Below are 24,261 nucleotides of genomic sequence, written 5' to 3' on the forward strand. Positions count from 1 at the left end.
AGCAGTCTGACAGGACCTACAGCGAGTACTCCCACCCGCCCTCGAAGGTGTCCTGTGTGAGACGCAGCCTTCCATTGGTGTTCTTGACGTCGATGACCACCCACCCCTTGCGGTGGGTGGCTTTGTCCAGCTGAACGGGCAAGGTCTCGGCCTCGTTCAGGCAGCTGTAGGCGTTGCCGCTGGTGCTGTTCTCCTCGATCCCGTCAGGCCCGACCACCGACCACTGGTTGGTGGTGAAGTAGTTCACGTCCTGCTTCAGCAGGGCAGGGGTGGTCTCCACGTCCATGTAGATGCCCACGTAGTGCCCGTTCGCGGGCTTTTCAGCATAGTCGGTGGTGCACTTGATGTCCTTGACGATCTTGTGGACCGTGAACGTGACGATCTCTTTGCCCTCCGAGGTGGTCATCCCGCCGGCATCGCCGAGCTTCTTGACCATGTAGCCGTCCGCATTCGTACTCGGCTGGGTTTCGGTCCCCGCGTTGGTCTGTTCCGCCGACGGCACAGGGGCAGTGGTCGTCGGGGTTGCCGCCGGAGATGGCGCAGGCTGATCCTGCCCACCGCACGCGGATGCAGCCAAGACGACAAGGGTGAGCAAAGCAAATTGGCGGGGCTTCATGCGGCTGACACCTTCCGGGGTTGATCGTCTCAGTTGGTCACATGACAGCATCTCGGGTCTTGTTGGTCCAGAAGGCTCGCGGACTCGGCTGACGTCATTCTGCTCAAAGGGACGGACGCCGGTCACTGAACGCGGCACCGTCATCTCCTTGAGGTCGGTTGAGCATGAACCCGGTGTCGTCCGCACAGGCCACCATCCACGTGCCCGTGTCGCCTGGACCCAAGCGCGAACAGCTCATGAGCGGAAATCCACCCGCGGTACAGGGGCAACGGCATGCCAATGCATGGCGCGGGAAGCCGCGGCAAGAGGTTCCACGTACGGGTCCTCCTGCCACTCCTCGTGGCTAAGGCGGGGCACTGGCCCGACCACCCGCGGAACCTTGAGGGACGCTGCCCGAAGGGCGGCGGCTTGGCCGCGGGCCCACAGCACGAACTGGCTGCTCGCCTCTTGCACCCCGTGGGCCACCAGGGCGTCCAGGTAGGCGTCGAGGTCCCGGGCCTCGGCCCATTTCCGGGCATGGGCCGCCAGGGGCTGCTGCCACAGTGCGTAGTCCAGCTTGGCGGTCACGTTCTCCCAGATCCGGTCTGTTGCCGCCTTGTTGTCGTCGATCCGCTCACGCTCGGCACCCGTGGCCTGTTCGGCACGCTGCGCTGCTTCCTCGACGAGACGCAGGACCTGCGGGATGTAGTGCTCCAAGGGCGTGCGCGGCCGCTCCTGGAAGATCTGGGTGCGGCCGCCGTCGCGGACACGGAAGGCAACGATGCCGTTGTCCTGCCACACCGTGTCCGGGGCTGGCCGGAAGATGCCTCGCTCGTCCGGCGGGGGTGCCTTCATGCGCTTCTGCATGGCCCCGAGGCGGACCGACACCGAACCTTGGCCCAGTTCCAGGACCATGACGAGTTCTCCGGCGTAGGCCTGGCCGCCAACGATGGTGCGCTGCTCGGGCTGCGGCCACGGCTTGACGGTCATGCCGTTTGCTTCGGCCGAGACCGCCAGCTTGTGGACCGCCAGGATCGCCCGTGTCCGGGCAGCATCGTCGTCCGGCAGGCAGACCGGGTTGAGCTGCAGGAGCCGCGCGGCCTCGTGCAGGTCCTCGGGGGCCACCACTGGCTCGGGCTCGGGCCCTGGCTGGGCACCGGCCTTGTGCCGCGGCTGCTTGGCGCGGCGCTTGTGGGGCGTGGCCCGAAGCTCTTTCACGTACCGGCGCCCCGCGGGCGTGACAGTGACCTGGTACCCGCCGGCCTTGCTGACGCTGACCAGCCCGCGGACCTGAAGCGCGCTGACGCTGATCTTCCACCCGGGGGTGGGCTCCGGGTCTGGCGACCCGTCGGCCAGCCACAGCAGCACCTTGCGCTGCAGCTCGTTCGGTTCGGTGTGCATGGTGGTGGTCCTCTCCCCGGCCTGTCCTGGTCGAGAGGCTACGTCGAGCCCTGGCCCCAGCGGAAGGCCTGATGGCCTTCTGGCTTGCTGTTTCACCTCATAACCAAAACCCCAATCAGGGCAGGTTTCCCGCCGTTCGGCCGGATGTTGAACCACGGCGCAATGCGGTGCATCAACTCGCATGCACTCGAGTGGACCACGGGCCGCGCGCCGTCCCATGCAGGGGTTTGAAGGGCCGAAAAAGCGGCTCTTCTCACGCAAAACCGCTCCATCCCACAACAGATGGTTCAATCCGGGCCACCTGGGGGCCGTATGGGTGCGGTTGCGTGACCCAACTGAGCCGAGACCTCGGCAGAGAGAAACATCGAGATGACCAGCAACACGACCGGTTGGGGCAAGAACACCCAACCCCACTCCCGTGGTCACTTGGACCACATTGAGCGTGAACTGGGCCTGGGGGTTGCCAATACGGTGCACCGCCCTGACGGCCTCGCGTACCAGGCCCGGCGGGAGGGAGACCATCCCGTTCCCTCCGTGGCCGAACTGGCGGCACGCATCGACGGGGCCCTCAACAACCTGAACAACCTGTGGCTCGTGGCCGACGAGCTGCAGAGCCAGTTCCTGGAGGTCCAGGACGTTGTCAACGGCTTCTTGAAGCACGGCGCACCGCCCCCTCCGGAGGTCACGGTGTTCACCGTCAAGCAGGCCTGCACCCATCTGGGAGTGAGCAGGACGACACTCACCAGGCTGCGCAAGCAAGGGCTGCCGTGCTTCACGCTGGGGGAGGGCACCGCTGCGCGCCCGCGCTTCCGGCGAGACGAGCTGGACGCCTGGATCGCCAAGCACCAGCCGCGTCGCACGATCGGTGGCCAGCGATGAAGCGCGCGAAGGCGAAGGCTGGCGAGATCATCCCCCGGTTGCAGCAGGACGGCCGCTGGCGCACCAAGGTGACCATCGGCACCGACCCGCTCACCGGCAAGCCGCGCAGGCGTGACGTCTACGGCGCCACCTCCGAGGAATGCGCCCTCAAGGCCCGCAAGCTCCTGGACCGTGTCACGCACCACGGCATGAACTCCGTGCCCCGTGGCCGCGACCTCACCGTGTCGCAGTGGATCGACCAGTGGCTGCTGGCCAGTCGCGAGACGCAGGTTCTGCGACCCAACACCCTGTCCGGGTACGAGTCGATGTGCCGGATCCACATCGTCCCCATGATCGGCAACATCCCGCTCAACAAGCTCAGCACGCAGGATGTCCACCTGATGCTGACCGCCACTGACTCCGAAGGCAATCCGGCGATGTCCGCGGCGATGCGCCGGCACGCGCACAAGGTGCTGTCGGCTGCGCTGGCCGAGGCCGAGCGCTACGGCCACGTCGACACCAACGTCGCCAAGCTGGTCCGCACGAAGCGGCCCCGGGAGCCCGAGGTGGTGCCACTGTCCGTCGGCCAGGTCCGGCAGGTCCTCTCGCTGGCCCGGTCGCGGGACGAGGCCGCCCGCTGGCAACTGGCACTCGTCCTGGGCTTGCGCCAGAGCGAGGCCTTGGGCTTGCGGTGGCAGGACATCGACCTGGACAAGGGCCTGATGCACGTCTCTCGCCAGCTGAACCGGCGCAGGTGGCAGCACGGCTGCGACGTCGAGCACGACTGCCCAGGCACCCCCTCGACGTGCCCGCAGGCCCGTCGCCTCGATGAGCTGGCCGAAACCAAGACCGACCGGAGCGTGCGCACCATCACCTTGCCGGAAGGCGTGGTGGCAGACCTGCGGCGCCAGCGCAAGGTGCAGGACCGCCAGCGACGCCGCGCCAAGGACCGGTGGGTGGAGAAGGACTTCGTGTTCACCGGCCGGTACGGCAACCCGGTCAGCCAGCGCGTCGACCAGCTGGCATGGCGTGACCTGCTGGTGGACGCGGGCGTGCCGCACATCCGCCTGCACGATGCCCGACACACGGCAGCGACACTGCTGGTGGCGCTGGGCACCCCGCACGTGACCATCATGGAGGTCATGGGCTGGTCGCACCTGGGCATGATCACGCGCTACACGCACCGCGTCGACGACATGCACCGCCGCGCGGCAGACGGCATGCAGCGGCTCCTCGAAGGGGAGATCTCGCGCTCGCTGTGAAATGTCGCCGCATGGCACAAGGTCATGAGCGACATTCGGAGCGGCAAGGACCCGCGCAAGGCTGTTGACGACTGGATCGCGGACTTCGTGGCCCGCGGCCCGCAGGACCTCCCGGAACCTGCGGGCCGCATCCTGCGGCGCGCGGTGGCCGAGGCTAAGCAGAAGCGGGGCCGTCGTGCGGCGTGAGGCGAAGAGCATCCACACCAAAAGATGCAAGCAGTGAAGAGCAATGCTTGCATCCCCGACACTGTCTACGCATGAAATGCAAGCATGGAGGATCAATGCGTGCTCAAGCAGGGGAAGAGCAACAGGCCGTGACAGGCCGGAGGAAGGGCGGGGTAGCCAGGGCGCGAAGCCTTACCCCCGAACGACGAACACAGATCAGCAGGGAGGCCGCCAAAGCGCGGTGGGACATGAAGGAGGCTGTCTGCGGCTCAGCCGAACGGCCCCTCGCGATTGGGCCCGCGAAGGTGGAGTGCTACGTCCTTGAAGACGGCATCCGGGTACTGACCCAGGCGACCTTTCTTGAAGCGCTGGGCCGGCATCGCAAGGCGAACACGCGACGCGAGGATTCAGGCCTTCCACCGGTGTTGCAGGGGCAGGCGATCCGGCCTTTCATTCCCGAGCGAGCCTTCGAAATCGCAGGCACAGTCACCTTCAGGCTTCCCACGGGAGGTCGTGCCAGCGGTTATAACGCGGAGCTGCTCCCGCTCGTCTGTGAGGCGTACCTGGCCGCGCGAGAGGCCGGCAAGCTTCCCTACAACCAGTTGCACGTCGCCCAGCAGGCGGAAGTGCTGATTCGTGCCCTGGCCAAGGTCGGCATCATCGCCCTAGTGGACGAAGCCACTGGGTACCAAGAGGTCAGGGAACGTAACGCGCTGGCACGCATCCTCGAGGAGTACGTAGCAAGCGAGCTCCAGCCATGGGTCCCTACGTTTCCCGATGACTTCTACCGGGAAATGTTCCGCCTGCGTGGTCATGGCCGCCCCGAGTCGCTGTCCAGGAGACCCAGCTACTTCGGCAACTTGACCAACGACATCGTGTACGAGCGCCTGGCGCCGGGGGTGCTGGACGAACTGAAGCGGTCAACACCCCGCTCATCAGCCGGGCGGCGTATCCGTAAGTTTCATCAAGGCCTGACTCCGGACAAGGGACACCCCAAGCTCCGGGAGCACCTCTCCTCGGTCGTGACCATCATGAAACTCAGCGACTCTTGGGACGACTTCACGACGAAGTTGGATCACATCCACCCCAAATTCTGAGCAGTGTCAATCGTGCCGTCCGAACAGAGTGGCCCAGTCGGCCTGCGACTCGGAGGGGCCGAGGATCTCCTCACATTCGAGGCGTCTTCCATTGCAGTTCCAGGGAGTCAGGGTTGAGGATCCGCTGGCGCCAGTCCAGGTAGGTGGCCTCCTTGGTGCGGGCGGGCCTGATCTTGACGACGAGCAGGGCGTCGATGACGTTGCGCCGCTCGTCCTCGTCCAGGTCCTCCCACACGAGTGCCGGGTCGGTGGCCTGCTGCAGCTTCGCCAGGGCGGGGGAGCCGAGGGCTGGCAGCTGTGCCTCCAGGGCCTCCAGCTGGCCTGCCAGGCGCTGCTGGCCGGATTTCAGCTGCTGCAGCGTGATGTCGCCGTCGGTGAAGGCCTGCACGAGGCCGTCGCGGCGCTGGTTGACCTGGGCCATCTGTTCCCGGATGGCGGCGGTGTCGGCCTGCTGGCCGCTGGGTGCCAGCTGGTCCAGCACGTGCGGCTGGGCGAGGTACTGCAGGACGATGCGGGTGACGAAGTCGTCGATCGGGGCTGCTTCCCGGTAGGCATGGCCGCCCTTGCTGGAGCACCGGTAGCGGCGCCGCCCGTTGCGGGTGCCGCCGGAGTGGATGACGGCGTCGCACACAGCGCACCTGGCCACGCCTGACAGCAGCCCACGGGACTGCGCAGGCCACTTGCGTTCCGGGTTGTTCAGGATGGCCTGGACGGCCTGCCAGGTGTCCAGGTCGACGACCGGTGGCCATTCGCCGCGCACCGGGTTGCCGTCGGCATCGGTGAGCACCTGGCGCTGGTAGGAGCGGATACCGGCCAGGCGGGTGGTGCGCAGGGTGAGGCCGACGATGCTGCCGGTCCACGGGTTGCCTGCCTGTGGCGTGACCAGGCCTTGCGCGTTCCAGGCGCGGGCAATTCCTGCCAGTGAGCCGCCATCCAGAATGGTCTGGTAGGCGCGGCGGATGGCCTCGGCCTCGGTCTCGCGGATGGTCAGCCCGTCGGGTTCGTACCCGAAGCAGCGCCGGGTGCCGAAATGCCTGCCTTGCAGCGCGCGTTGCAGGTTGGCGCGCTTCTGCCGCTCGCCTTTCTGCTCGGACTCGTACTGGGCGACCGCGGCGAGCTGGCGGGCCACCATGCGCCCGGACGGGGTGGCCAGGTCGAGGGGGCCAGCCATGCACGCGATGGTGGGCACCGAGCGCGGCTGGCAGACGGCGATGTAGCCCTCGAGGTCGGTGGTGCGCCGGTACAGCCGGTCGGTGTGCCAGACGAGGACGACGTCGACCTGCCCGTCCTCGATGGCTTTGAGCAAGGCCTTGTAGCCGGGCCGGGGCGTGGAGCTGTAGGCGGAGGTGTCGTTGTCGCTGTAGACGGCCACGACGTCATGGCCGAGTTCAGCGGCTTTGGCGCGGCAGTCCTCCTCCTGCCTAGTGACGCCGGCCTTCTCGCCGGTGGGGTCACGGCTGATGCGCGTGTAGATCGCCGCTTTGCCCATGTAGGAAGGATATGCCAGCATGCCATGTTGGACATAGGTTCCAAATGCAAGTGGGGGCGGGCAGCCTCAGTACCACCCACTCCCATTCCGCCTCCTCGACGATGGACCGGCTGGCCTCGCGGGTGGCGCAGGGCGGGGTGGTCAGCATCGACGAGGCCTATCGCCAGATTGCGCACAACATCCACCTGCTGGTGCACGTGCGGCTGGTGGACGACACCTGGCGGGGCGGCACCAGGAGCCGCCACGTCTCGGAGGTGCGGTTGCTGACCGGCGCGCTGGAGGCTGGCCGGCCGGTCACCCACCTGATCTACCAGGCCGCCACCGCCAGCCAGCCCGCCGTCTGGCATCCCGACCCGGCGCTGGCCGACGAGCTGGCCGAATTCGCCGGTGCCTTCGAGAAGGCGACGTGAACCCGGTGATCGCGGGGCTGTCCGCCTTCTGTCTGGTGGCCGGGCTGCTGTTGGCCGTCGACGGTCTGCGCAGGCGGCCCAGGGCCTTGTCCACAGGGAATTCCACACCCCTGTGGACAACTGTGGACAACTGGTGGGTCGGCTGCTCCCGGACCCGTCGGATCCACCTGTTGGGAACCCTTGCCGGGGCCGTGGTGGCCTTCCTGGTCACCGGCTGGGCACTGCTGCTGGTGGCCGTCCCGCTGGTGGTGATCGGTCTACCGGCCCTGCTGTCCGAGCCGAGCAACCGGGACCTCGTGATCCTGGAGGCCCTGGACCGCTGGGTTCGGGGGCTGGCGGCGTCGCTACCCACCGGGAAGTCCGTCACCGACGCGATCCGGGCCACCGCACCCCAGGCCCCCGAGCAGATCCGGGGCCCGGTCCAGGTGATGGTGGCGCGCCTGGATGCCCGGTGGACCACCAGGGAGTCGCTGGTGGCCCTGGCCGATGACTTGGACAGCGCGGACGCGGACGCGGTGCTGGCGTCGCTGATCCTGGCGGCGGAACGGGGCGGCGTCGGGGCCACCGCGATCCTCACCGAACTGGCCGAATCCATCCAGGCGCGGCTGCGGGCATTGCGGGAGATCGAGGCGGAGCGGGCCAAACCACGCGTCGTGGTGCGCCAGGTGACGATGATCAGCCTGGTGGCGATCACCCTGGCCCTGCTGCTGCAGCCGTCCTTCTTCCGGGCCTACCGCACGCCGATCGGTCAGGTCCTGATGCTCGGCCAGCTGCTGGCCTACGCCGGGTCCCTGTTGGCGATGCGCCGGATGACCATTCCGCGGCGTCGGGAGCGAATCATCCGACGCCGCCCCACCCAGCCCCTGGGGGTGGCCGATGCGTGACCCGATCCTGCTGTGGGTGGTGGCCAGCGGAATCCTGGTGGCCACCGGGCTCTTCCTGGCGATCACCGGGGTGCGGGGCCGCACGGTCCGGCTGGCCGACGCCCTGGACCTGCTCTCGAGTGGGGCGGTGCCCGACGGCCCGGGGCCATCGTCGGTGCGCAACGAGCCGGCGGGCAGCGACGGTGACCTGGCCAGCCGGCTGGGAGCCTGGGCCTTCACCCGGCTGCATCTGCCCTTGTCGGACCGCAACCGACGGGCGCTTGGCCTGCGAGGCCGCTCCATCGGGGACTTCTTTGCCGAGAAGCTGATCCTGTTCACGGTGGGGCTGGTCAGCCCGCTGATGTTCACCGCCGTGCTGCAGGGTTTCGGCCGGCTGGTCACACCGGTGCCCATGGCCGCGAGCCTGGGACTGGCCGCGTTGGGCTGGTTCTGGCCGGAGATCGGCCTGCGCCGCTCGGACCGGACGCTGCGCGCCGACGCGGGCGAGGCCCTGTTCACCTTCTTCGACCTGGTCACCCTGGAGCGGCTGGCCAATGCCTCGGCCGCGCAGGCCATGATGTCGGCCGCCAGCCTGTCCGACGTGCCGCTCTTCCTGCGGCTGCGCACCGCCCTGGAGCGGGCCCGGCTGGAGCAGCGGCCACCCTGGCAGGAACTGCACCGGCTGGCGCAGGAACTTGAGGTTCCCGAAATCGCGGACATCGCCGACGTGATGCGGCTGGACGAGCAGGGCGCCGCGCTCTCCGAGACGTTGCGCGCCCGGGTGCGGGAGTTGCGCGACGCCCACCTGTTGGCCGAGAAGCTCGCCGCGCACCAGGTCTCGGAGCGAATGACCTTATGGATGGTTATTCCGTCGATGATCTTCGGTCTGGTCTTCCTCACCCCGCCGGTCCTGAAGCTGCTCGGGGTGGCCCCGTGAGCAGCCCAACCCCCAAGTTTTCCACAGGTTTGCATGGGCCTGTGGATGAGTGACACGCCGTGCACATACTGCTGATGAGACGAAAGGAAGTCCGATGAACCCCACTCCCAACCAGGTCCTGAGCGTTCGGTCCGAAGAGCACCGGGGCGGGCCGCTCGCCCTGCTGGTCGGTCTGGTGGTCAGCCTGACCGCGCCACTGCCGCGTCGCGACGAGCGGGGGCTGTCCCAGTCCACCGAGAATGCGGTGCTGCTGGCCGGCGCCGTGGTGGTCGCCGGCCTGGTGATCACCGCCGTCACCGCCTATGTGAACAAGAACATGCCCAAGTGAGCCGGCCGTGATGTCCGTCCTCCTCCCACCCCGACGGCCGCGGAACCAGCGCGGCCTGTCCGACTCGCTGCAGTGGGCAGTGCTGATGCCGCTGGTGATGCTGGCCATCCTGGGCCTGATCCAGTCCGGCATCTGGCTGCACGGCCGCAGCGTGGCCGCCATGCCGCCCTGGCCGGTGCCGAGACCGCGGCCCTGGCGGGTGATGGTGGCGGGTCCGGGGAGCGGGTGGCCCGGGAGGTCGCCGAGCAGGCGGGGCTGCGTGAGGTCAGCGTCGCCATCGGCGGTGGTGCCACCGAGGTCAGCGTGCAGGTCAGCGGACGGGTGGACTCCTTCTTCGGGCCGGGCCGGAGCACGGTCAAGGCGCAGGCCGTGATGCCCCGGGAGGGCCCATGACCGGCGGGTGGCGGGGCCGCCTCGGGGGAGCGACGGGCGGTTCGGAGCGTGGTGCGGTGGCGGTGGAGGTGGTGCTGATCGTTCCCCTGCTGATGCTGGTGCTCGGCACCATCGTGGCCGGTTGGCGGCTGTGGTCCGCCCGCACCCAGGTCACTGACGCCGCCAGTTCCGCGGCCCGCGCCGCCACCGTGGAACGCAGCGGCTCGGTGGCCCGGGGCCGGGCCGAGGCCGTCGCGCGGGCCAATCTGGACTCGCTGGACCTGCCCTGCCGGGGTGCGGCCGTGGAGGTGGATGTCGCGGACTTCGCCCGACCCCCGGGGGAACGGGGTGAGGTTCGGGTGGACATCGCCTGCACCGTCTCGCTGGCCGACCTGCTGACGCCGGGACTGCCCGGCCAGTGGGAGGTGCGGGGTGAGGGCAGGCACACCATGGACACATTCCGGGAGAGGCAACCATGACGAGGTTCTTGAAGGGCATCGGTTCCCTGCTGGTGCTGGTCGGGCTGGTGATCGCAGCGCCGCTGGCCCTGCTCCGCCTGGGTCGCTTCGACGCCCTGTCCGGTCTGTCCTGGGATGCGCTCCTGGTGGTGCCGGACACGGGCGGGCTGCTGCTCCTGCTGATGACGGTGGTGGGCTGGCTGGCCTGGCTGGTGGTGACCGGCACGGTGCTGGCCGAGGTGGCCCGGGTGGCAAGCCGCGGCCGGATCCGGATCCGGGTGCCCGGTGGCGGTTGGGCGCAACCAACCATTGCTGCCCTGGTGATGGCGGTGGCCTCCATGGCGATGCTCCCGGCCGGCCCCGGGGTGGCGCGGGCGGAGTCTGCGGCGCCCGACCGGGCGGCCCACTCGGTGGGCGCTCCGGCGGCCGCCGGCCACCCGGAGGCCGCCCCGACCGAGGAACCGAGAGCAGCGAATGCCGCACCCCACGACGGCCCCGGCGGCGTCGGTGGTGGCGTTGAGCGGCCGGGGCAGCCGGGCCCGGAGAAGGCCACGCAGCCTGCCACGCTGTACCGGGTGACGACGGGGGACGACCTGTGGAGCATCGCGGAGCGCTTCTACGGTGATGGCACCCAGTGGCGTCGGATCGCCCGGGACAACCGCCTGGACCCGGCCGAGATCCTGCCCGTCGGTCTGGACCTGCGGCTGACGGGGCTGGCACCACAGGAGCGCACGGGAGCCGCCCCGGGCCACGGCACTGACCAGGCCACCGGCGTCCAGGCCACTGCGCGTCAGGCCGCCCCCGGACCGGGTGCCCAGAGCCCGTCGCCGTCGCGGCCGCGAACGCCTGCCGAGGTGAGGGTGCGGCCGGGCGACAGCCTGAGTGAGCTGGCCGAACGGCATCTGGGCGATGCCGGCCGATGGCCGGAGATCGTGGCCCTCAATGACCAGATCCAGGATCCCGACCTGATCCACCCCGGGTGGACACTGCGCCTTCCGTCGCGCCCCGGACATCCGGCCACACCCGCAGCCCCAGCCGCCCCGGCCACACCCGGAGCCCCAGCCACCCCGGCCCCACCGGGGGATCAGACCGAACCGGCCCCATCAGACCAAGGGGGAGTGGGTGGCCAGGGCATCCCCGCCGGGGCCACCGCGCGACCCCCGGGGTCGGCCGGGGAGAGCCCCGCCGGTACGAGTCCCAGTGCGACCAACTCCCCCCGGACCAGTCCTGTGCAGACCAGTCCCGCGCAGGCCAGTCCCGCCGAGACAAGTTTCGCCCAGTCGGAACCGGGGGAGACCGGGGCCAGGGACGACGCCGACGCAAGTCCCGCGGGCGCCAGCGCGTCGCCGGCCTCAGAGGTGCCGCCGGAGACCGCCGCCGCGCCCCAGCCGACGGGAGGGGCCGGCGCCGATGGGCAGCCGATGTCGGGCCAGGCGGCGCAGCTGCCGGCCACCGGGGAGTCGGAGCCCGGGGCCGAACTGGTGGTGGGGCTGGGGAGCCTGCTGGCCGCGGCCTTGGCCGGGGCCCTGGCCGTTCGTCGCCGCAGCCAACTGGCCCAACGTCGGCCGGGCCGCCGGATCCCGCTGCCCCCGCCGGAGAGCCTGCGCTTCGAGGCCGCGCTGGGGCGGTCGGCCTCCCGGGCGCCCGAGCCGCCGGCCGAGGCCGAACTGACCGACGTGCTGTTGGGAACCGACCCGGACGGGCAGCCGGTGCTGCACCAGCTTGAGGCCAGCGGCACCACCCTGCTGATCGGAGACCGCGACGTCGTGGACGGGGCGGTGGCGGCGCTGACCACCGGTCTGGTGCTGCAGCCGTGGTCAGCCGAGTGTCGGGTCACGGTGGTGGGGGAACTGCCCTGGCTGGCCAGTCTGGACGAGCCGCAGGTGCAGGTCCTGCCCGAGCCGGAGGCGGGGCTGACCCATCTGGAACGGGTGGTTGCGGCCCGTCGGGTGGCATTGGGCCGGGCCGCGCTGGCCGGGCTGGACGATCACCCTGGTCTGCGACGTGCTCGCCAGCCGGTGCCGGATCTGGCTGGCCTGCGGGCCGATCCCGACCGGTGGGAGGCGTGGGCACCCCACGTCTTCGTCTTCGCCCACCGTCTGGGGCCAGCCGAGTGGCAGCGGGTAGTGCGCGCGCTGGCCGGGTCCCCGGTGGGGATCAGCGTGCTGGCGGCCGCCGACGAGGTGCTCGACTGCGGGGAAATGGTGGAGCTGCCGGATGCCGAGCACGCCCGGGTCTGCTCCAGCGGCCAGCCCTTCACCCCGCACCTGATGGACGCCAGCGCGCGCCGCGCCGTGCTGGAGCTGTGCCAGACGACGTCGTCGCTGGCCACCACGCCCGCGCCCTGGTGGAGCCCGGACGACGACCTGCCCCCCAACCTCGCGCTGCTGGAGCGGCGCCGGACCACGCCTGGCCCAGAACAGGAGGAGCCAGTGGACCCCACGGCCTACCCCCATCCCACCCTGCTGCTGCTCGGACCGCTTGAGCTGCACGGCTGTCGCGGGGAGCAGCCCAACCGGGCCAGGCTGCAGTGCATCGAGTACTGCACCTGGATCCAGCTCAACCCCGGCCGCACCGCGAGCCTGATGTCGCGCGAGCTGATGGTGGCCGAGAGCACCCGTCGCTCCAACATGAGCCGGCTGCGCAATTGGCTGGGTACCGACCCGAACGGTGAGCTCTACCTGCCCGACGCCTACTCCGGCCGGATCCAGCTGCACCCGGCCGTCACCACCGACTGGGAGGAGCTGCAACTGTTGGTGGCCCGCGGGGTGAACCGCAGCTCCACCGACGCCCTGGTGGACGCCCTGAAACTGGTCCGGGGAGCACCCCTGGCCGACGCCGCCCCCGGTCAATGGTTGTGGGCGGAGGAGGTGCGGACCGACATGGCCTCGGTGGTCCGCGACATCGGGGTGGTGCTGGCCGAACGTGCCTTGGACGACGGGGACACCGAGCTGGCCCGCTGGGCCGCGAACCGGGCGCTGCGCGCCTGCGCCGGCGACGAGCTGCTGATGTGCGCCCGGCTCCGCACCGAGCACCTGGCCGGCAACCAGCCCGAGGTGGAGCGGATGGTGCTGCAGATGACCCGGCAGGCCCGCAATGTGGGCGTGGATCTGGATCCCGAGACGGTGGACCTGATGCAGGAGGTGATGGAGGGCCGACGACGTTCGCAGCTCGCCTGACGCATGAACCCCTCCGACGAGTGGGTCGTCCCGGACTGGTGGACGCCGGCCGCGCAGCGCAAGACGATGGCGGGCCACATTGCGGTACGCCGCAATGGCATCGCCGAACAGAAGGGCGGGCACCGGGCGGGCCGCGGCTGGCCGGGCAAGACGGAGTTCCCCGCCAGCTGGGGCCTGGACCAGGTCACCCGGGCATTGGTGCTCACCTGGTGTGATCCGGATGCGTGGACCGTCTGGGGTGACCGGAGGATCGCGCGACGGCTGGTGGATCAGGTCCTGGTGGAGGTCACGGCCCATGGTCCGGGTTTCCGCAGCTTCCGGGCGTGCTTCCCGGTGTGCGGGGTGGGAGTCCGGTTGAACCTGCCGAGCGGGTGGCGCGAGGTACCCTTGCAGCACCAGCGGTGTGATGAGGAAGGATGGAACCGACGTGACCGACGATCCGGTTGACGCCCTCCTGGCCACCATGCTCCGGGACGTGTATCCACGGCTCGAGGTTGGGGCTCGGGCCATCATCCACAGCGAGCTGTCCTGTGATGCCGACGTCTACATGGCCGTCGACGACATGCTGCAGTTCAGCCTGCTCAGTGACGTCCCGATCAGCACCGCCCTGCTGGACCAGGCCGAGGCCGCCATCAACTGGTGGTGGGACGAGGAGCTGACGCAGCGCACCCTGGGCTGGGTGGCCAAGCACCGCGCCAAGCACACCGTCGCCGCCTGAGCCTCACCGTCGAAAGGTCCGCAGCACCCCTCAGAGTGCCCGGATGATCGCCTCCGCGCGCTGCCGATACCCGTCGGGGCCGGGATGCAGGCCATCGCTGGCAAAGCTCGCCGGTGAATCGTCACGGTCCGGCAGGCCGACGAAGTCCCGGCCCCGCTCGTCGCACAGCTCCCGGCTGACCGCATCCAGGGCAGCGGCCTCGCGCTCCAGCAGCCCGGTCAACGGCCAGCCCAGCAGTGGGGCACGGTGCAGCGGTGGACAACCACACACCAGCACCCGCGGTACCCGGGCCAGCAGGTCCAGCGAGGAAGCCAGTTCGGTGCGCCACTCGCGCACGCTGCGGCGGGCCAACAGGTCATGCATCCCCACCATCAGGACTGCCACCTCGGTGGCCGGGGAGACCTGGGGCAGCAGCCGATGGTGCAGTCCCAGCACGGTGGCATCGCGCTCGCCCACCACCTGCCACAGCACGTCACGGCCCTCGCGTCGGGCCAGTTCCCGCGACACCAGACCGGGCAGGCCTTCGTCGAGTGGCGGGCCGCCGACGCCCAGGGCCGTCTCGTCGCCCAGCACCACCAGCCCCAACCGTTCCCGGCCGGACCCGTCAGCGGAAACCAGGCCGTGCGGAGGCCCGTCGGGCAGGGGCAGTTCCGTCAGCCGTCCAATGCTGCGTTCGCCCTGCCGGACGGCGACGGGCCGCAACAGCCCCATCCAAGCTCCCATGGGAAAACCATAACCAGCCGGAATATCCGCCCCCACCGAGCCCGTTGGAACAGTGGAAACTTCAACCAAGGAGCAGCATGAAGATCGGCATCATCGTCGGTAGCACCCGGCAGAACCGCGTCGGCAAGCACATCGGTGCCTGGGTGGCCGCCCAGGCGGAGGGCCGCCAGGACGCCACCGCCGAGCTGGTGGACCTGGCCGACTACAACCTGCCCTTCATGACCAGCCCGGTGCCGCCGGCCGCGCTGAAGAAGCAGTACCCGGAGCCGGAGATCCAGGCCTGGAGCCAGAAGATCGACGAGTTCGACGGCTTCGTCTTCGTCACCCCGGAGTACAACCACGGCGTCCCGGCGGCCTTCAAGAATGCCGTCGACGTGCTGGGTCCCGAGTGGATGAAGAAGGCCGTCGGCTTCGTCGCCTACGGCGCGGACGGCGGCGTGCGGGCTGTGGAGAACTGGCGCACCATTCTGGCCAACTTCAACATCTACGACATCCGCAATGCCGTCACCATCAACATCTTCACCGAGGTGAACGACGAGGGCTTCGCCCCCAACGAGCGTCGCACCGCCGAGGTGAAGGACCTGTTCGACACCCTGGTGCCGGCTGCGAAGGCCATGGCCACCCTGCGCTGAAAGACCAGGTCGCAACCGCCCGCGGCCACGTCCACATGCCGCGCCAACAGACCCGGCACAGGAACGGCCGCCCTGACCAGCCCATCCGGACCAGCACAGCCGGACCACTGTGCCGGCCACTGCCGACGGCCGCGGCCTGGGCGCCGTACGCGTGACCGACGCCACGGCTGGCGGGGTGGTGGCCCGGCTGGACCCGCCGGCGCCGTCCGGCCGTCGCCACGAGTTGACCCTCGGCAGGGCAGGTCAGGGCAGGGTTGGCTCGGCCGGCTCAGCGGTACTTGTTGGCATAGGACTCGGCGATCTCGCCCGCCTGGTGCGGCATCCGTCCCTCGTAGTAGGAGCGCTGCTGGGGATTGGCGAACAGCGCCGAGTGCACCAGCATGGTGTGCAGCTGGTGCAGCTGGCTGCGCGCCTTCCAGTCGCCGACCGGCCGGTACTCCTCGGCCCAGGCACCCTCGATGGTGTCCAGGAAGGGGGCGCCGAACAGCCCCAGGGTGGCCAGGTCGGTCTCCGCATGGCCCCCATGCGCCGACGGCCGGATCAGCGCGAAACCCCGCTTGGTCTGCACCAGGTTGCGGCTCCACAGGTCGCCGTGGATCCGGGAGGCGGGCCGGGAATCGTCGAGCTGCCCGGCCATCAGCACCTCACACAACCGCTCAACCTGCTGCATGGACTGGGCGTCCAGTCCACCGGCGGCCAGGGCGGCGCGAGCGGCCGGCAGCAACCGGTAGCGGGCGTAGAAGTCGCCCCAGCTGGTGGGCAGGGCGTCGGCGGGCGGCAACGGCATCGGCTCCCGGCTGAAGAAGCCGTCGCCCCGCCAGCCCGGGGGAGCGGCCCCGAAGCCGGGGGCACCCGCCAGGTGGGTGCGGGCCAGCGCCCGGCCAAACTTCTCGGCCGCCTTCGCAGTGGACGGTTCGGAGGCCGCCCGGGGCCGGGGCCGACGGGCCAGCACCCGTACCCCATCGGGTGCCTCGTCCAGCCAGGTCAGGCCCGCGGCCCGCCAGCGTTGCACCGGCGGCAGCGCATGCCGCGGCCCGGAGTGCTTGCCCATCAGAAGATCCCGAGCAGGGCCGAACCGAGTGCCACGCACACCACCGCGCCCAGGCAGCCCAGCACCGAGCACAGCCAGGCCTGATTGCGCCCGGCCCGGACCCGCCAGAGTGTGGTCAGGCTGGATGCGACGCTGATCACGCCGGGGCCGGTGGTCATCAGGGTCAGTGCCAGCCGTTCCCGGGACCACGCCGTGCAGCCGGCCGGGCAGGGCTGGGCAAGCTTGGAGAAGGAGAGTCCCAGCAGGGTGCACCCGACGCCGAAGAGCAGCGCGGTGATCACCGCCAGGGCCACGGGGATGAAGCGGGGGGCCAGCGGACGGACCCATTCGACGTCGCGCTGCCCGCCGTCGGCCAGGGGCTCGACGACTGCATGGTCGCGCGACTCGATCATGTGTCCATCCTAGGTTCGCCACCTCCCGCGCTGGGTTTCGGGAGTGCCCCTCATTCTGCCGCGTCTGTAGCTCCGCTGAAGACAATGGTGAATTCATGGACGCACTGTCCGCCGAACATCACCAAACATTCAGCTGGCGTGATGAATCACTGCGCGTGATGAATCAGCCGCGCGGCAGCTTCCGGGGCCACCAGAAGGTGCGGCCCAGGAGCAGGGCCAGGGCGGGCACCAGCACCGTGCGCACCACCAGGGTGTCCAGTAGCACGCCGATGAAGATCACCACGCCCAGCTGGGCCAGCACCACCAGCGGCAGCACCCCCAGTACCGCGAAGACCGAGGCCAGCAGGATCCCGGCGCTGGTGATCACGCCGCCGGTGGCCGCCAGGGCGCGCAGCATCCCGTCGCGCGAGCCGTGCTCGCCGGCCTCCTCCCGGGCCCGGGTGACCAGGAAGATGTTGTAGTCCACGCCCAGCGCCACCAGGAAGACGAAGGCGTAGAGCGGCACCTGGCCGTCCATCCGGTCGAAGCCGAGCACTCCGGTGAAGGCCCACCACCCCAGGCCAAGGGCCGCCACATAGGTCAGCAGCACCGTGCCCACCAGGATCACCGGCGCCACCACGGAGCGCAGCAGCAGCACCAGGGCGGCGAAGACCAGGCCCAGCACCACGGGGAAGATCAGCTTGCGGTCATGCGCATTCCCTTCGGCCTTGTCCACGCGTTGGGCCTCGCTGCCGCCCACATGGGTGTCCGGCAGACCCTGGACGGAGTCGCGCACCAGGCGCACCCGCTGCTCGGCCGCGGCGCTGCCCGGTTGGTCGTCGGTCACCACCTGCAGCTCGGTCACCTGAGCTCCGGCGGCCGACGGCCGGACGCTGTTCACCCCGTCGACGCCCTTGAGCTGCGCGGTGACTCGCCCCACCTGGGCGGTAGGGGTGGTGACCAGGATCGGGTTGGCCGAGCCGGCGGGGTAGGAGCGGGCCAGCCGGTCCGCGGCGACGATGGCCTCCGGCTTCTTCAGGAACTGGTCGGCATCGCTCAGCCCCAGCCGGATCGAGCCGATCCCCAACGCGGCCAGGGTGAGCAACACGGTGGAGGCGATGGCCACCGTGGCCGGGCGGCCCTTGACGAAGTGTCCGACCCGCGCCCAGATGGAGTCACTCTCCGTGGCCGACGCCTCGCCCACCACCGGCTTGCGCGGCCAGAAGATCCACCGTCCGAAGGCGACCAGCGCGCCCGGCAGCACCGTCAGCACGAAGCCGGCGGCCACCACCACGCCCACCGCGCAGGCCACGCCCAGACCGCGGGTGGCCGGGAAGGCCGAGAGCAGCAGGGTCAGCAGGCCGACAAAGACCGTCGACGCGCTGGCCACGACGGGTTCCACGGTGCGCCGGGCGGCCACCCGCATGGCGTCGTGTCGGCTGGAGTGGCGGCGCAGCTCGTCGCGGTAACGGGAGATCAGCAGCAGCGCGTAGTCGGTGCCGGCGCCGAAGACGAGCACGGACAGGATGCCGGTGGTGGACTCGTCCCAGGCCAGGTTGAAGCGGTTCAGCGCCTGGGTGGCCAGCACCGTCGCCAGCCGGTCGGCCACGCCCACCACGGCCAGCGGCACCAGCCACAGCCACGGCGAGCGGTAGGTGACCACCAGCAGGATCGCGACCACCAGGGCGGTGGTGGTCAGCAGCTTGACATTCGCCCCGTCGAAGACCGCGCCCAGATCGGTCTGGATCGCGGCGGGGCCGGTCACCTGGGCGGTCACCCCGTCCGGCAGCCCCTGCTTGGCCCGCTCCCGCAGGTCGCCGACGCCGCCCTTCAGCTCCGGCGCGGACACGCCGTCCACGGTCACCGGGACGAAGACCGCGGTGCCGTCCTGGCTGGGGACCATGGGGGCCTTGGGGGAGCCGGTGAGCTCGGCCGCCTTCTTGCCGATCACCCCCATGGCCTGCCCGGAGAGTTTCTGCTCGCTGCTGAACAGCACGATCGCCGCGCTGGAGTCCTTGTCCGGGAGGGATTCCTGGGCCTTGACCAGGGCGGCCGAGTCGCTGCCCTCGGGCAGCTGGTCCAGCCCGGTGCGGTGGGAGGTGGCGGTCCCCAGGCCGCCGATCACTGCCAGGCCCACCAGCAGCAGGGCCAGGGAGAGCAGCGACGAGAGGTGGCGGCGTACCCAGGGTTGCTGGGCCCGACGGGGGCTGGTGGTGGTGGACATGCGTTCCTCCGGAAAAACATTAATCAAACTAATTACTAGTAAGCTTAAGCACATGGTCCGGATCTGGACAAGCGACGGGTTGGAGATGACCAGAGGGCGCCCGTCGGTGGGATGATGTGCAGCATCACCGGCCAGCGTGATGGGCCGCAGGGAGAAGGAACACACCCCCAGGGGTGTGCGGGAGGAGCAGCGATGGGCGTGAAGGGCCATCAGGCCGTGCGCGCGGCCGTGCCGGGGTGGGAGCGATCCTCCGCCCTGGAGGCCCTGGATGACCTGGTCCAGGTGGCGGCAGCTTCGATGCCCGCCGTCGCCCGTCGGGCCCGGCTCTCCGAGAGCGAACTGCACTCCCTGCGGCACCTGATGAAGGACGACATCGGCCCCGCGGAGCTGGGGCGGGTGCTGGGCGTGACCTCGGCCGCGGCCACCGGGATCGTGGACCGGCTGGAGGCGCGGGGGCACGTGGAGCGCCGTCCCCACCCCAGCGACCGGCGGCGCACCCAGATTGACCTGACCGAGTCCGGCCGGGCGGAGGTGGTGGCCCTGTTGGCGCCGATGTTCCGCGGGCTGGCCCAGGCCGATACCGAACTGTCCGAGGAGGAGCGTGCCGTGGTCACCCGCTTCCTGCGCCAGGCCACCGACGCGATGCGTTCCGTGATGTGAGGAAGCCCGTGAGCAACCAGCCCCTGAACAGTGAGGCCCCGAACAGCCAGGCCCCGAACAGCGAGCCCCTGTCGGTGGCCGTGATCGGCGCCGGCGCCCTGGGCGGCTACTTCGGCGCCCTGCTGCAGCAGGCCGGCCACCGGGTGCACTTCACCGCCCGCGGTGCACACCTCGACGCGTTGCGGGCACACGGCCTGCGGATCACCGGCCAGACCGAGTGCACACTGCCCGTCGACGTCACCGAGGACCCCGCCCGGATCGGCCCGGTGGACCTGGTGCTGCTGGCCGTCAAGGCCACCCAGCTCGACGAGGTGCTGCCCGGCCTGGTGCCCCTGCTGGGCGAACAGACCGCCGTGGTCACCCTGCAGAACGGGGTGGAGGCCCCCTCGCGGGTGGCCGAGGCGCTCGGCCGGGGGCACGTGCTGCCCGGCATCGTCCGGGTCTACACCCGGATTGCCCAACCGGGCGTGATCGACCACATGGGCGGGCCCGGCTCCATCACGCTGGCCGAATGGGACAACGCCGCCACCGGGCGAGTGGCGGCGATCCGGCGGGCCCTCGAAACGGCCGGGGTCCCCAGCCCGGTGCCCGACGACATCTGGCAGGACCTGTGGCACAAGGTGATGTTCGTCGTGCCCACCGGCCTGCTGGGGGCGCTGGCCCAGGCCCCGCTGGGGGTGCAGCGCACCGACCTGCGGGAGAACCTGGCCGCGATCATGGCCGAGGTGCGCGCAGTGGGTCAGGCCCAGGGCGTCGAGCTGGCCGACGCCGTCGAACAGACCCTGGCCTTCGCCGACCGGATGCCCGCCGAGGCCACCACCTCCATGCACCGGGACCTGGCCGCCGGAATCCCGGGTGAGCTGGACCCGCTGGTCGGCGGGGTGCGCCGCCTGGGCCGGCAAGCGGGGGTCCGCACCCCGCTGTTCGACCTGGGCCACGCCCTGCTGGAGCGACGCCAGCCCTGACCTCGCTCCAGCGGGTGCCACGGGCCGGGGATCAGCGGCGCCCGCGCGGGGGCAGTCCCGGCCGCCCGGCGGTTCCGGCCGCCCGCACCACCCGTCGTCCCGCGGCGGAGGCCGCCCTTTCCACCGTGGTGGGATGCGCCACGGGCTCCGGCGGCATCACGACGATGGGGCAGTGGGTGGCATAGACCAGCCGGTGGGCGAACATCGGGCCCGACTGCATCTTGCGCGGCGAGCCCAGGACGATCAGGTCCGCCTCCCGGGAGACGTCCACGAAGGCCTTCTTCCGGCCGCCCTTGACCACCCGCAGTTCGACGTCGTGTTCCGGGCCCAGCGCCCGCTCCACGGCCCGGGCGAGGGATTCGCGAACCTCCGCCTCGGTGCGCTGGGTGCTGCCCACGCGCCCGGCCGTGGTCCCCGACGGGGGTGCGGTGGGGGCGGCCGTGCGCCAGGTGCGCAGCGCAACCACCCGGCCGCCCCGCAGGTCCGCCTGCTCGGCGGCCCAGCGCAGCGCGTCGCCGGACTGGGAGCTGCCGTTGATCCCGACGACGATCGTGTACTGCTCGCTCATGATCCTCCTCCTGGCACTCAGACGGGAATGTGCAGGGTCTCATTGCCCTGCTCGTCGTAGCTGGACAGCGGCGGAGCGATCTCCTCCAGGCTCTTGCCCTCGGCGTCGACGCCGAACTTGAAGGCCACCAGGCCGCCGAAGAGCATGATCAGACTGGCCGCCACGTAGCCGATGAACAGCGGGCCGCGGTCACTGCCGTCGCCCACCAGCCAGCCGAAGATGGCCGGGCCGAAGGCACCCACCGTCTGGGCGACGGCGAAGAAGTAGCTGATCGCCTGGCCACGCACCTCCAGCGGGAAGATCTCCGAGACGGTCAGGTAGCCGGCCGAGGCGCCCGCGGAGGCGAAGAAGAAGCTGGCGCACCACAGCAGCGTGTGGGTGGTGGCGGTCAGCATGTCCTGGTTGAACATCCAGGCGGAGACCAGCAGGATCAGCGCCGCCAGGCTGTAGGAGCCGCCGATCATCTTGCGACGTCCCACGGTGTCGAAGAAGTGCCCCAGCAGCAGCGGACCCATCAGGTTGCCGGCGGCGAAGGCGAAGAAGTACAACGCCGCCTCGGAGGCCGTCTTGCCGTGGAACTTGGTGAGCACCATCGCGCTGGTGAAGAAGATGGCGTTGTAGAGGAAGCTCTGGGTGATCATCAGTGTCAGGCCCAGGAAGGTGCGCGTCGGGTAGAGCTTGAAGAAGACCCAGGCCAGCTGCTTGGGGTTGAGCCCCTCGCGGGCCTTGATCCACATGGCATCCGCCTCGTCGTGCTGGGGCAGCTGCTTGCCCTGCGCCTGCACCTCCTCCTCGATGCCGACGACGATCCGCTCGGCCTCCTCGCCGCGGCCATGGGTGACCAGCCAGCGGGGGCTCTCCGGGATGTGGCGACGCAGGTAGATGATGCTCAGGCCCAGGATGGGGCCCACCAGGAAGGCCAGGCGCCAGCCCATGTCCTGGGCGAAGCGGCCCTCGGCCAGCATGTAGTTGCTGACCAGCGCGCCCAGCATGGCGCCAAACCAGTAGGTGCCGTTGATGGCCAGGTCCACCCGGCCGCGGAACTTGCCGGGGATCAGCTCGTCGATGGCCGAGTTGATGGCGGAGTACTCGCCGCCGATGCCCATGCCGGCGATGAAGCGCAGGATCCAGAAGATGTAGGTGTTGGGGGCGAAGGCCGCCGCCGCGGAGCCGATCAGGTACACGGCCAGGGTGGTGACGAACATCTTCTTGCGGCCCATGGTGTCGGTCAGGCGGCCGAAGACCAGCGCGCCGACCACCTCGCCGATCAGGTAGATGGTGGCGGTCATGCCCACCTGGCCACTGCTCATCCCGAAGGTCTCGGCGAAGCCGGCATTGGCGACGATCTGGATCTCCAGCCCGTCGAGGATCCAGGCGGTACCCAGGCCGAAGATCACCATCCAGTGGAACCTCGACCACGGCATCTTGTCCATGCGCTCCGGGATCAAGCTGCGGATCGGCTTGTCCTGGTCAACTGCTGCCGAACTCATCGGCAACCCCCTCCAGTCAGGGCGAGGCCTCGCCGCCTCACCGCGTCCCGGGGAAATTACCCCTCGGCCGGCAGGCGTCGGAAGACCACGACCACGCCCTGATGGTGAATTTCGCGGTGAGCGGAGCCGGTGGCACGACGCCCGTCCGCGGTCTGCGAACGGGCGGGTGATGCCCGAGAGCTCAGCCCTGCTGGTTGCGCAGGTAACGCCCGAAGTGGGGCACGGTGAAGGCCACCTTGCCGCGTTCGGTGGCGTAGATCAGACCCTTCTTCATCAGCGCGTCGCGGGCGGGCGACAGGCTCTGGGCCTTGCGGTCCAGCACCTCGGCCACCTTGGCGGTGGGCACCTGGTCCGCGTCGTCACCCCCGTCGGAGGCCTCGGCCATGGCGCGCAGGTAGTCGCGTTCGGCCGGGGTGGCGCGCTCGAAGCGGGAGCCGAAGAAGCCCACCGCCAGCTCCGCCTCCGCCTCCGGGGTGGCCACCCGCACGTCGTCGACGGTGATCGGGCTGGCCGGCGCAACATCCCAGACCACCTTGCCGTAGGCCTGGATGAAGTAGGGATAGCCGCCGGTCAGGGCATACATCTCGTCCAGCGCCTCGGGCTCGAAGGCGGCCTCCTCGTCCTCGGCCGGCAGGGTCAGCGCCAGGTCCGCGGCGGTGCGCTCCAGCCGGTCGATCCGGTTGTAGCGGAAGAGCCGCTCGGAATAGCTCTTCGACGCGGACAGCACCGCCGGCAGGTGCGGCAGCCCGGCCCCGACGATGATCAGCGGGAGCCGCTGCTGGCTGAGCTCGTGCACCGCGGCGCACATCGCGGAGACGTCCTCGGGGCGCAGGTCCTGCATCTCGTCGATGAAGACCGCGATCCCCACCCCTTGGTCCTGCGCCAGCCCGCCGATGTCGGTGAACAGCTCCACCAGGTCAATCTCGATGTCGCCGGAGTCCGCGCGCCCCTTGGTGGCGGGCACCATGATCCCCGGGTTCCACTTCTCGCTCAGCTTGGCGCCGGGCTTGGCGTCGCGCTCGATGAAGGCCTTGATGGTGCCCAGCACCGCGTCGGCGTCGGGGTGGCCGAGCTCCCGCACGGCCATGTGCAGTGCCGCGCCCAGCGGGCGTCGGATCCCCTGATCCGGCCGGGCCTCGAACTTGCCGGTGCCCCACTTGGCCCGCACGGCCTGGCTGCGCAGGGCATTGAGCAGGACGGTCTTTCCCACGCCGCGCAGCCCGGTGAGGATGATCGAGCGCTCCGGGCGTCCGCGCGCGATCCGTTCCAGCACGACGTCGAAGGCGCGCAGCTGCTCGTCGCGGCCGGCCAGCTCGGGCGGCCGCTGGCCGGCGCCGGGGGCATAGGGATTGCGGATCGGATCCATGGCTTGCAGTGTATGGGCATCTCTAGCGTTCTTGTCAGATATGGCTAGTCGACGCTATCGGTGGGTCGCCCGGGCCAGC

25 protein-coding genes and 1 pseudogene are annotated in these 24,261 nt (G+C 70.1%); 16 read left to right on the forward strand and 10 right to left on the reverse strand.

Annotated elements, in window-relative coordinates; all coding sequences use genetic code 11:
• Positions 1-16: 16 nt before the first annotated feature.
• Both AAEX60_RS01195 and AAEX60_RS01200 read right to left on the reverse strand, forming a co-directional pair.
• The gene (locus AAEX60_RS01195) at positions 17-616 is read right to left on the reverse strand and encodes a hypothetical protein (protein WP_342100508.1); all 600 of its coding nucleotides are present in this window, start codon (positions 614-616) and stop codon (positions 17-19) included.
• Between the two features lie 234 nt (positions 617-850).
• On the reverse strand, positions 851-1,996 hold the full coding sequence (locus AAEX60_RS01200; RefSeq protein WP_342100510.1) for a hypothetical protein: 1,146 nt from the start codon (positions 1,994-1,996) through the stop codon (positions 851-853).
• A gap of 369 nt (positions 1,997-2,365) precedes the next feature.
• Between AAEX60_RS01200 and AAEX60_RS01205 the strand changes: the two genes are divergently transcribed.
• The 4 genes from AAEX60_RS01205 to AAEX60_RS01220 all read left to right on the forward strand — a co-directional run bounded on the left by AAEX60_RS01205 (position 2,366) and on the right by AAEX60_RS01220 (position 5,378).
• Positions 2,366-2,875, forward strand: coding sequence for a helix-turn-helix domain-containing protein (locus tag AAEX60_RS01205; RefSeq protein ID WP_342100512.1), 510 nt, complete (start codon positions 2,366-2,368; stop codon positions 2,873-2,875).
• Complete coding sequence (locus tag AAEX60_RS01210) at positions 2,872-4,116, forward strand: tyrosine-type recombinase/integrase (protein WP_342100514.1); 1,245 nt, start codon at positions 2,872-2,874, stop codon at positions 4,114-4,116. The genes AAEX60_RS01205 and AAEX60_RS01210 overlap by 4 nt, the downstream gene beginning before the upstream one ends.
• Positions 4,117-4,140: 24 nt before the next feature.
• On the forward strand, positions 4,141-4,302 hold the full coding sequence (locus AAEX60_RS01215) for a hypothetical protein (protein ID WP_342100516.1): 162 nt from the start codon (positions 4,141-4,143) through the stop codon (positions 4,300-4,302).
• A 227-nt stretch (positions 4,303-4,529) separates the two neighbouring features.
• Positions 4,530-5,378, forward strand: a complete 849-nt coding sequence (locus tag AAEX60_RS01220) for a P63C domain-containing protein (RefSeq protein ID WP_342100519.1) — start codon at positions 4,530-4,532, stop codon at positions 5,376-5,378.
• A gap of 70 nt (positions 5,379-5,448) precedes the next feature.
• Here AAEX60_RS01220 and AAEX60_RS01225 read toward each other — a convergent pair whose 3' ends face one another.
• Entirely contained in the window at positions 5,449-6,867 is a 1,419-nt protein-coding gene (locus AAEX60_RS01225; RefSeq protein ID WP_342100521.1) for a recombinase family protein, read from the reverse strand.
• A 44-nt stretch (positions 6,868-6,911) separates the two neighbouring features.
• Here AAEX60_RS01225 and AAEX60_RS01230 point away from each other — a divergent pair.
• The 9 genes and pseudogenes from AAEX60_RS01230 to AAEX60_RS01270 form a co-directional block, all read left to right on the forward strand.
• Positions 6,912-7,277 (forward strand): annotated as a pseudogene (locus AAEX60_RS01230) (CpaF family protein); the annotation flags it as partial.
• A complete protein-coding gene (locus AAEX60_RS01235; RefSeq protein ID WP_342100522.1) occupies positions 7,274-8,161 on the forward strand; it encodes a type II secretion system F family protein in 888 nt (295 codons plus the stop codon). The pseudogene AAEX60_RS01230 and the gene AAEX60_RS01235, both read left to right, overlap by 4 nt.
• Complete coding sequence (locus AAEX60_RS01240) at positions 8,154-9,077, forward strand: hypothetical protein (RefSeq protein WP_342100524.1); 924 nt, start codon at positions 8,154-8,156, stop codon at positions 9,075-9,077. Before AAEX60_RS01235 ends, AAEX60_RS01240 begins: the two co-directional genes overlap by 8 nt.
• A gap of 94 nt (positions 9,078-9,171) precedes the next feature.
• Positions 9,172-9,405 (forward strand): hypothetical protein, encoded by a 234-nt coding sequence (locus tag AAEX60_RS01245; protein WP_342100525.1) that lies wholly within the window; start codon positions 9,172-9,174, stop codon positions 9,403-9,405.
• A gap of 97 nt (positions 9,406-9,502) precedes the next feature.
• On the forward strand, positions 9,503-9,778 hold the full coding sequence (locus AAEX60_RS01250; protein WP_446721228.1) for a hypothetical protein: 276 nt from the start codon (positions 9,503-9,505) through the stop codon (positions 9,776-9,778).
• A gap of 16 nt (positions 9,779-9,794) precedes the next feature.
• Positions 9,795-10,256, forward strand: coding sequence for a TadE/TadG family type IV pilus assembly protein (locus AAEX60_RS01255; RefSeq protein WP_342100528.1), 462 nt, complete (start codon positions 9,795-9,797; stop codon positions 10,254-10,256).
• Positions 10,253-13,414: a LysM peptidoglycan-binding domain-containing protein gene (locus tag AAEX60_RS01260; RefSeq protein WP_342100530.1), complete on the forward strand. Its 3,162-nt coding sequence runs from the start codon at positions 10,253-10,255 to the stop codon at positions 13,412-13,414. Before AAEX60_RS01255 ends, AAEX60_RS01260 begins: the two co-directional genes overlap by 4 nt.
• A gap of 3 nt (positions 13,415-13,417) precedes the next feature.
• Complete coding sequence (locus tag AAEX60_RS01265; protein WP_342100533.1) at positions 13,418-13,861, forward strand: hypothetical protein; 444 nt, start codon at positions 13,418-13,420, stop codon at positions 13,859-13,861.
• Entirely contained in the window at positions 13,842-14,132 is a 291-nt protein-coding gene (locus AAEX60_RS01270; protein WP_342100534.1) for a hypothetical protein, read from the forward strand. Before AAEX60_RS01265 ends, AAEX60_RS01270 begins: the two co-directional genes overlap by 20 nt.
• 30 nt (positions 14,133-14,162) lie before the next feature.
• Here AAEX60_RS01270 and AAEX60_RS01275 read toward each other — a convergent pair whose 3' ends face one another.
• Positions 14,163-14,855, reverse strand: a complete 693-nt coding sequence (locus AAEX60_RS01275; RefSeq protein WP_342100535.1) for an SGNH/GDSL hydrolase family protein — start codon at positions 14,853-14,855, stop codon at positions 14,163-14,165.
• A 77-nt stretch (positions 14,856-14,932) separates the two neighbouring features.
• On the opposite strand from AAEX60_RS01275, the gene AAEX60_RS01280 reads away from it, so the two are divergent.
• Positions 14,933-15,487 (forward strand): NADPH-dependent FMN reductase, encoded by a 555-nt coding sequence (locus AAEX60_RS01280; protein WP_342100537.1) that lies wholly within the window; start codon positions 14,933-14,935, stop codon positions 15,485-15,487.
• A gap of 268 nt (positions 15,488-15,755) precedes the next feature.
• Here the strand turns inward: AAEX60_RS01280 and AAEX60_RS01285 are convergent, their stop codons facing one another.
• The 3 genes from AAEX60_RS01285 to AAEX60_RS01295 all read right to left on the reverse strand — a co-directional run bounded on the left by AAEX60_RS01285 (position 15,756) and on the right by AAEX60_RS01295 (position 19,133).
• On the reverse strand, positions 15,756-16,538 hold the full coding sequence (locus AAEX60_RS01285; protein WP_342100539.1) for a fructosamine kinase family protein: 783 nt from the start codon (positions 16,536-16,538) through the stop codon (positions 15,756-15,758).
• Positions 16,538-16,930: a hypothetical protein gene (locus AAEX60_RS01290; protein WP_342100541.1), complete on the reverse strand. Its 393-nt coding sequence runs from the start codon at positions 16,928-16,930 to the stop codon at positions 16,538-16,540. Before AAEX60_RS01290 ends, AAEX60_RS01285 begins: the two co-directional genes overlap by 1 nt.
• A gap of 163 nt (positions 16,931-17,093) precedes the next feature.
• On the reverse strand, positions 17,094-19,133 hold the full coding sequence (locus AAEX60_RS01295; protein WP_342100542.1) for an MMPL family transporter: 2,040 nt from the start codon (positions 19,131-19,133) through the stop codon (positions 17,094-17,096).
• Between the two features lie 198 nt (positions 19,134-19,331).
• Between AAEX60_RS01295 and AAEX60_RS01300 the strand changes: the two genes are divergently transcribed.
• Positions 19,332-19,793 (forward strand): MarR family winged helix-turn-helix transcriptional regulator, encoded by a 462-nt coding sequence (locus AAEX60_RS01300; RefSeq protein WP_342100545.1) that lies wholly within the window; start codon positions 19,332-19,334, stop codon positions 19,791-19,793.
• An 8-nt stretch (positions 19,794-19,801) separates the two neighbouring features.
• Positions 19,802-20,758 (forward strand): 2-dehydropantoate 2-reductase, encoded by a 957-nt coding sequence (locus tag AAEX60_RS01305; RefSeq protein ID WP_342100546.1) that lies wholly within the window; start codon positions 19,802-19,804, stop codon positions 20,756-20,758.
• A gap of 31 nt (positions 20,759-20,789) precedes the next feature.
• Here AAEX60_RS01305 and AAEX60_RS01310 read toward each other — a convergent pair whose 3' ends face one another.
• From AAEX60_RS01310 to AAEX60_RS01320, 3 genes are all read right to left on the reverse strand, one after another.
• On the reverse strand, positions 20,790-21,326 hold the full coding sequence (locus AAEX60_RS01310) for a universal stress protein (RefSeq protein WP_342100548.1): 537 nt from the start codon (positions 21,324-21,326) through the stop codon (positions 20,790-20,792).
• A gap of 17 nt (positions 21,327-21,343) precedes the next feature.
• The gene (locus tag AAEX60_RS01315; RefSeq protein WP_342100550.1) at positions 21,344-22,816 is read right to left on the reverse strand and encodes an MFS transporter; all 1,473 of its coding nucleotides are present in this window, start codon (positions 22,814-22,816) and stop codon (positions 21,344-21,346) included.
• A gap of 181 nt (positions 22,817-22,997) precedes the next feature.
• Entirely contained in the window at positions 22,998-24,182 is a 1,185-nt protein-coding gene (locus AAEX60_RS01320; RefSeq protein ID WP_342100553.1) for an ATP-binding protein, read from the reverse strand.
• Between the last annotated feature and the right edge of the window lie 79 nt (positions 24,183-24,261).

Source organism: Luteococcus sp. H101 (assembly GCF_038433155.1).
Classification (GTDB): Bacteria; Actinomycetota; Actinomycetes; order Propionibacteriales; family Propionibacteriaceae; genus Luteococcus.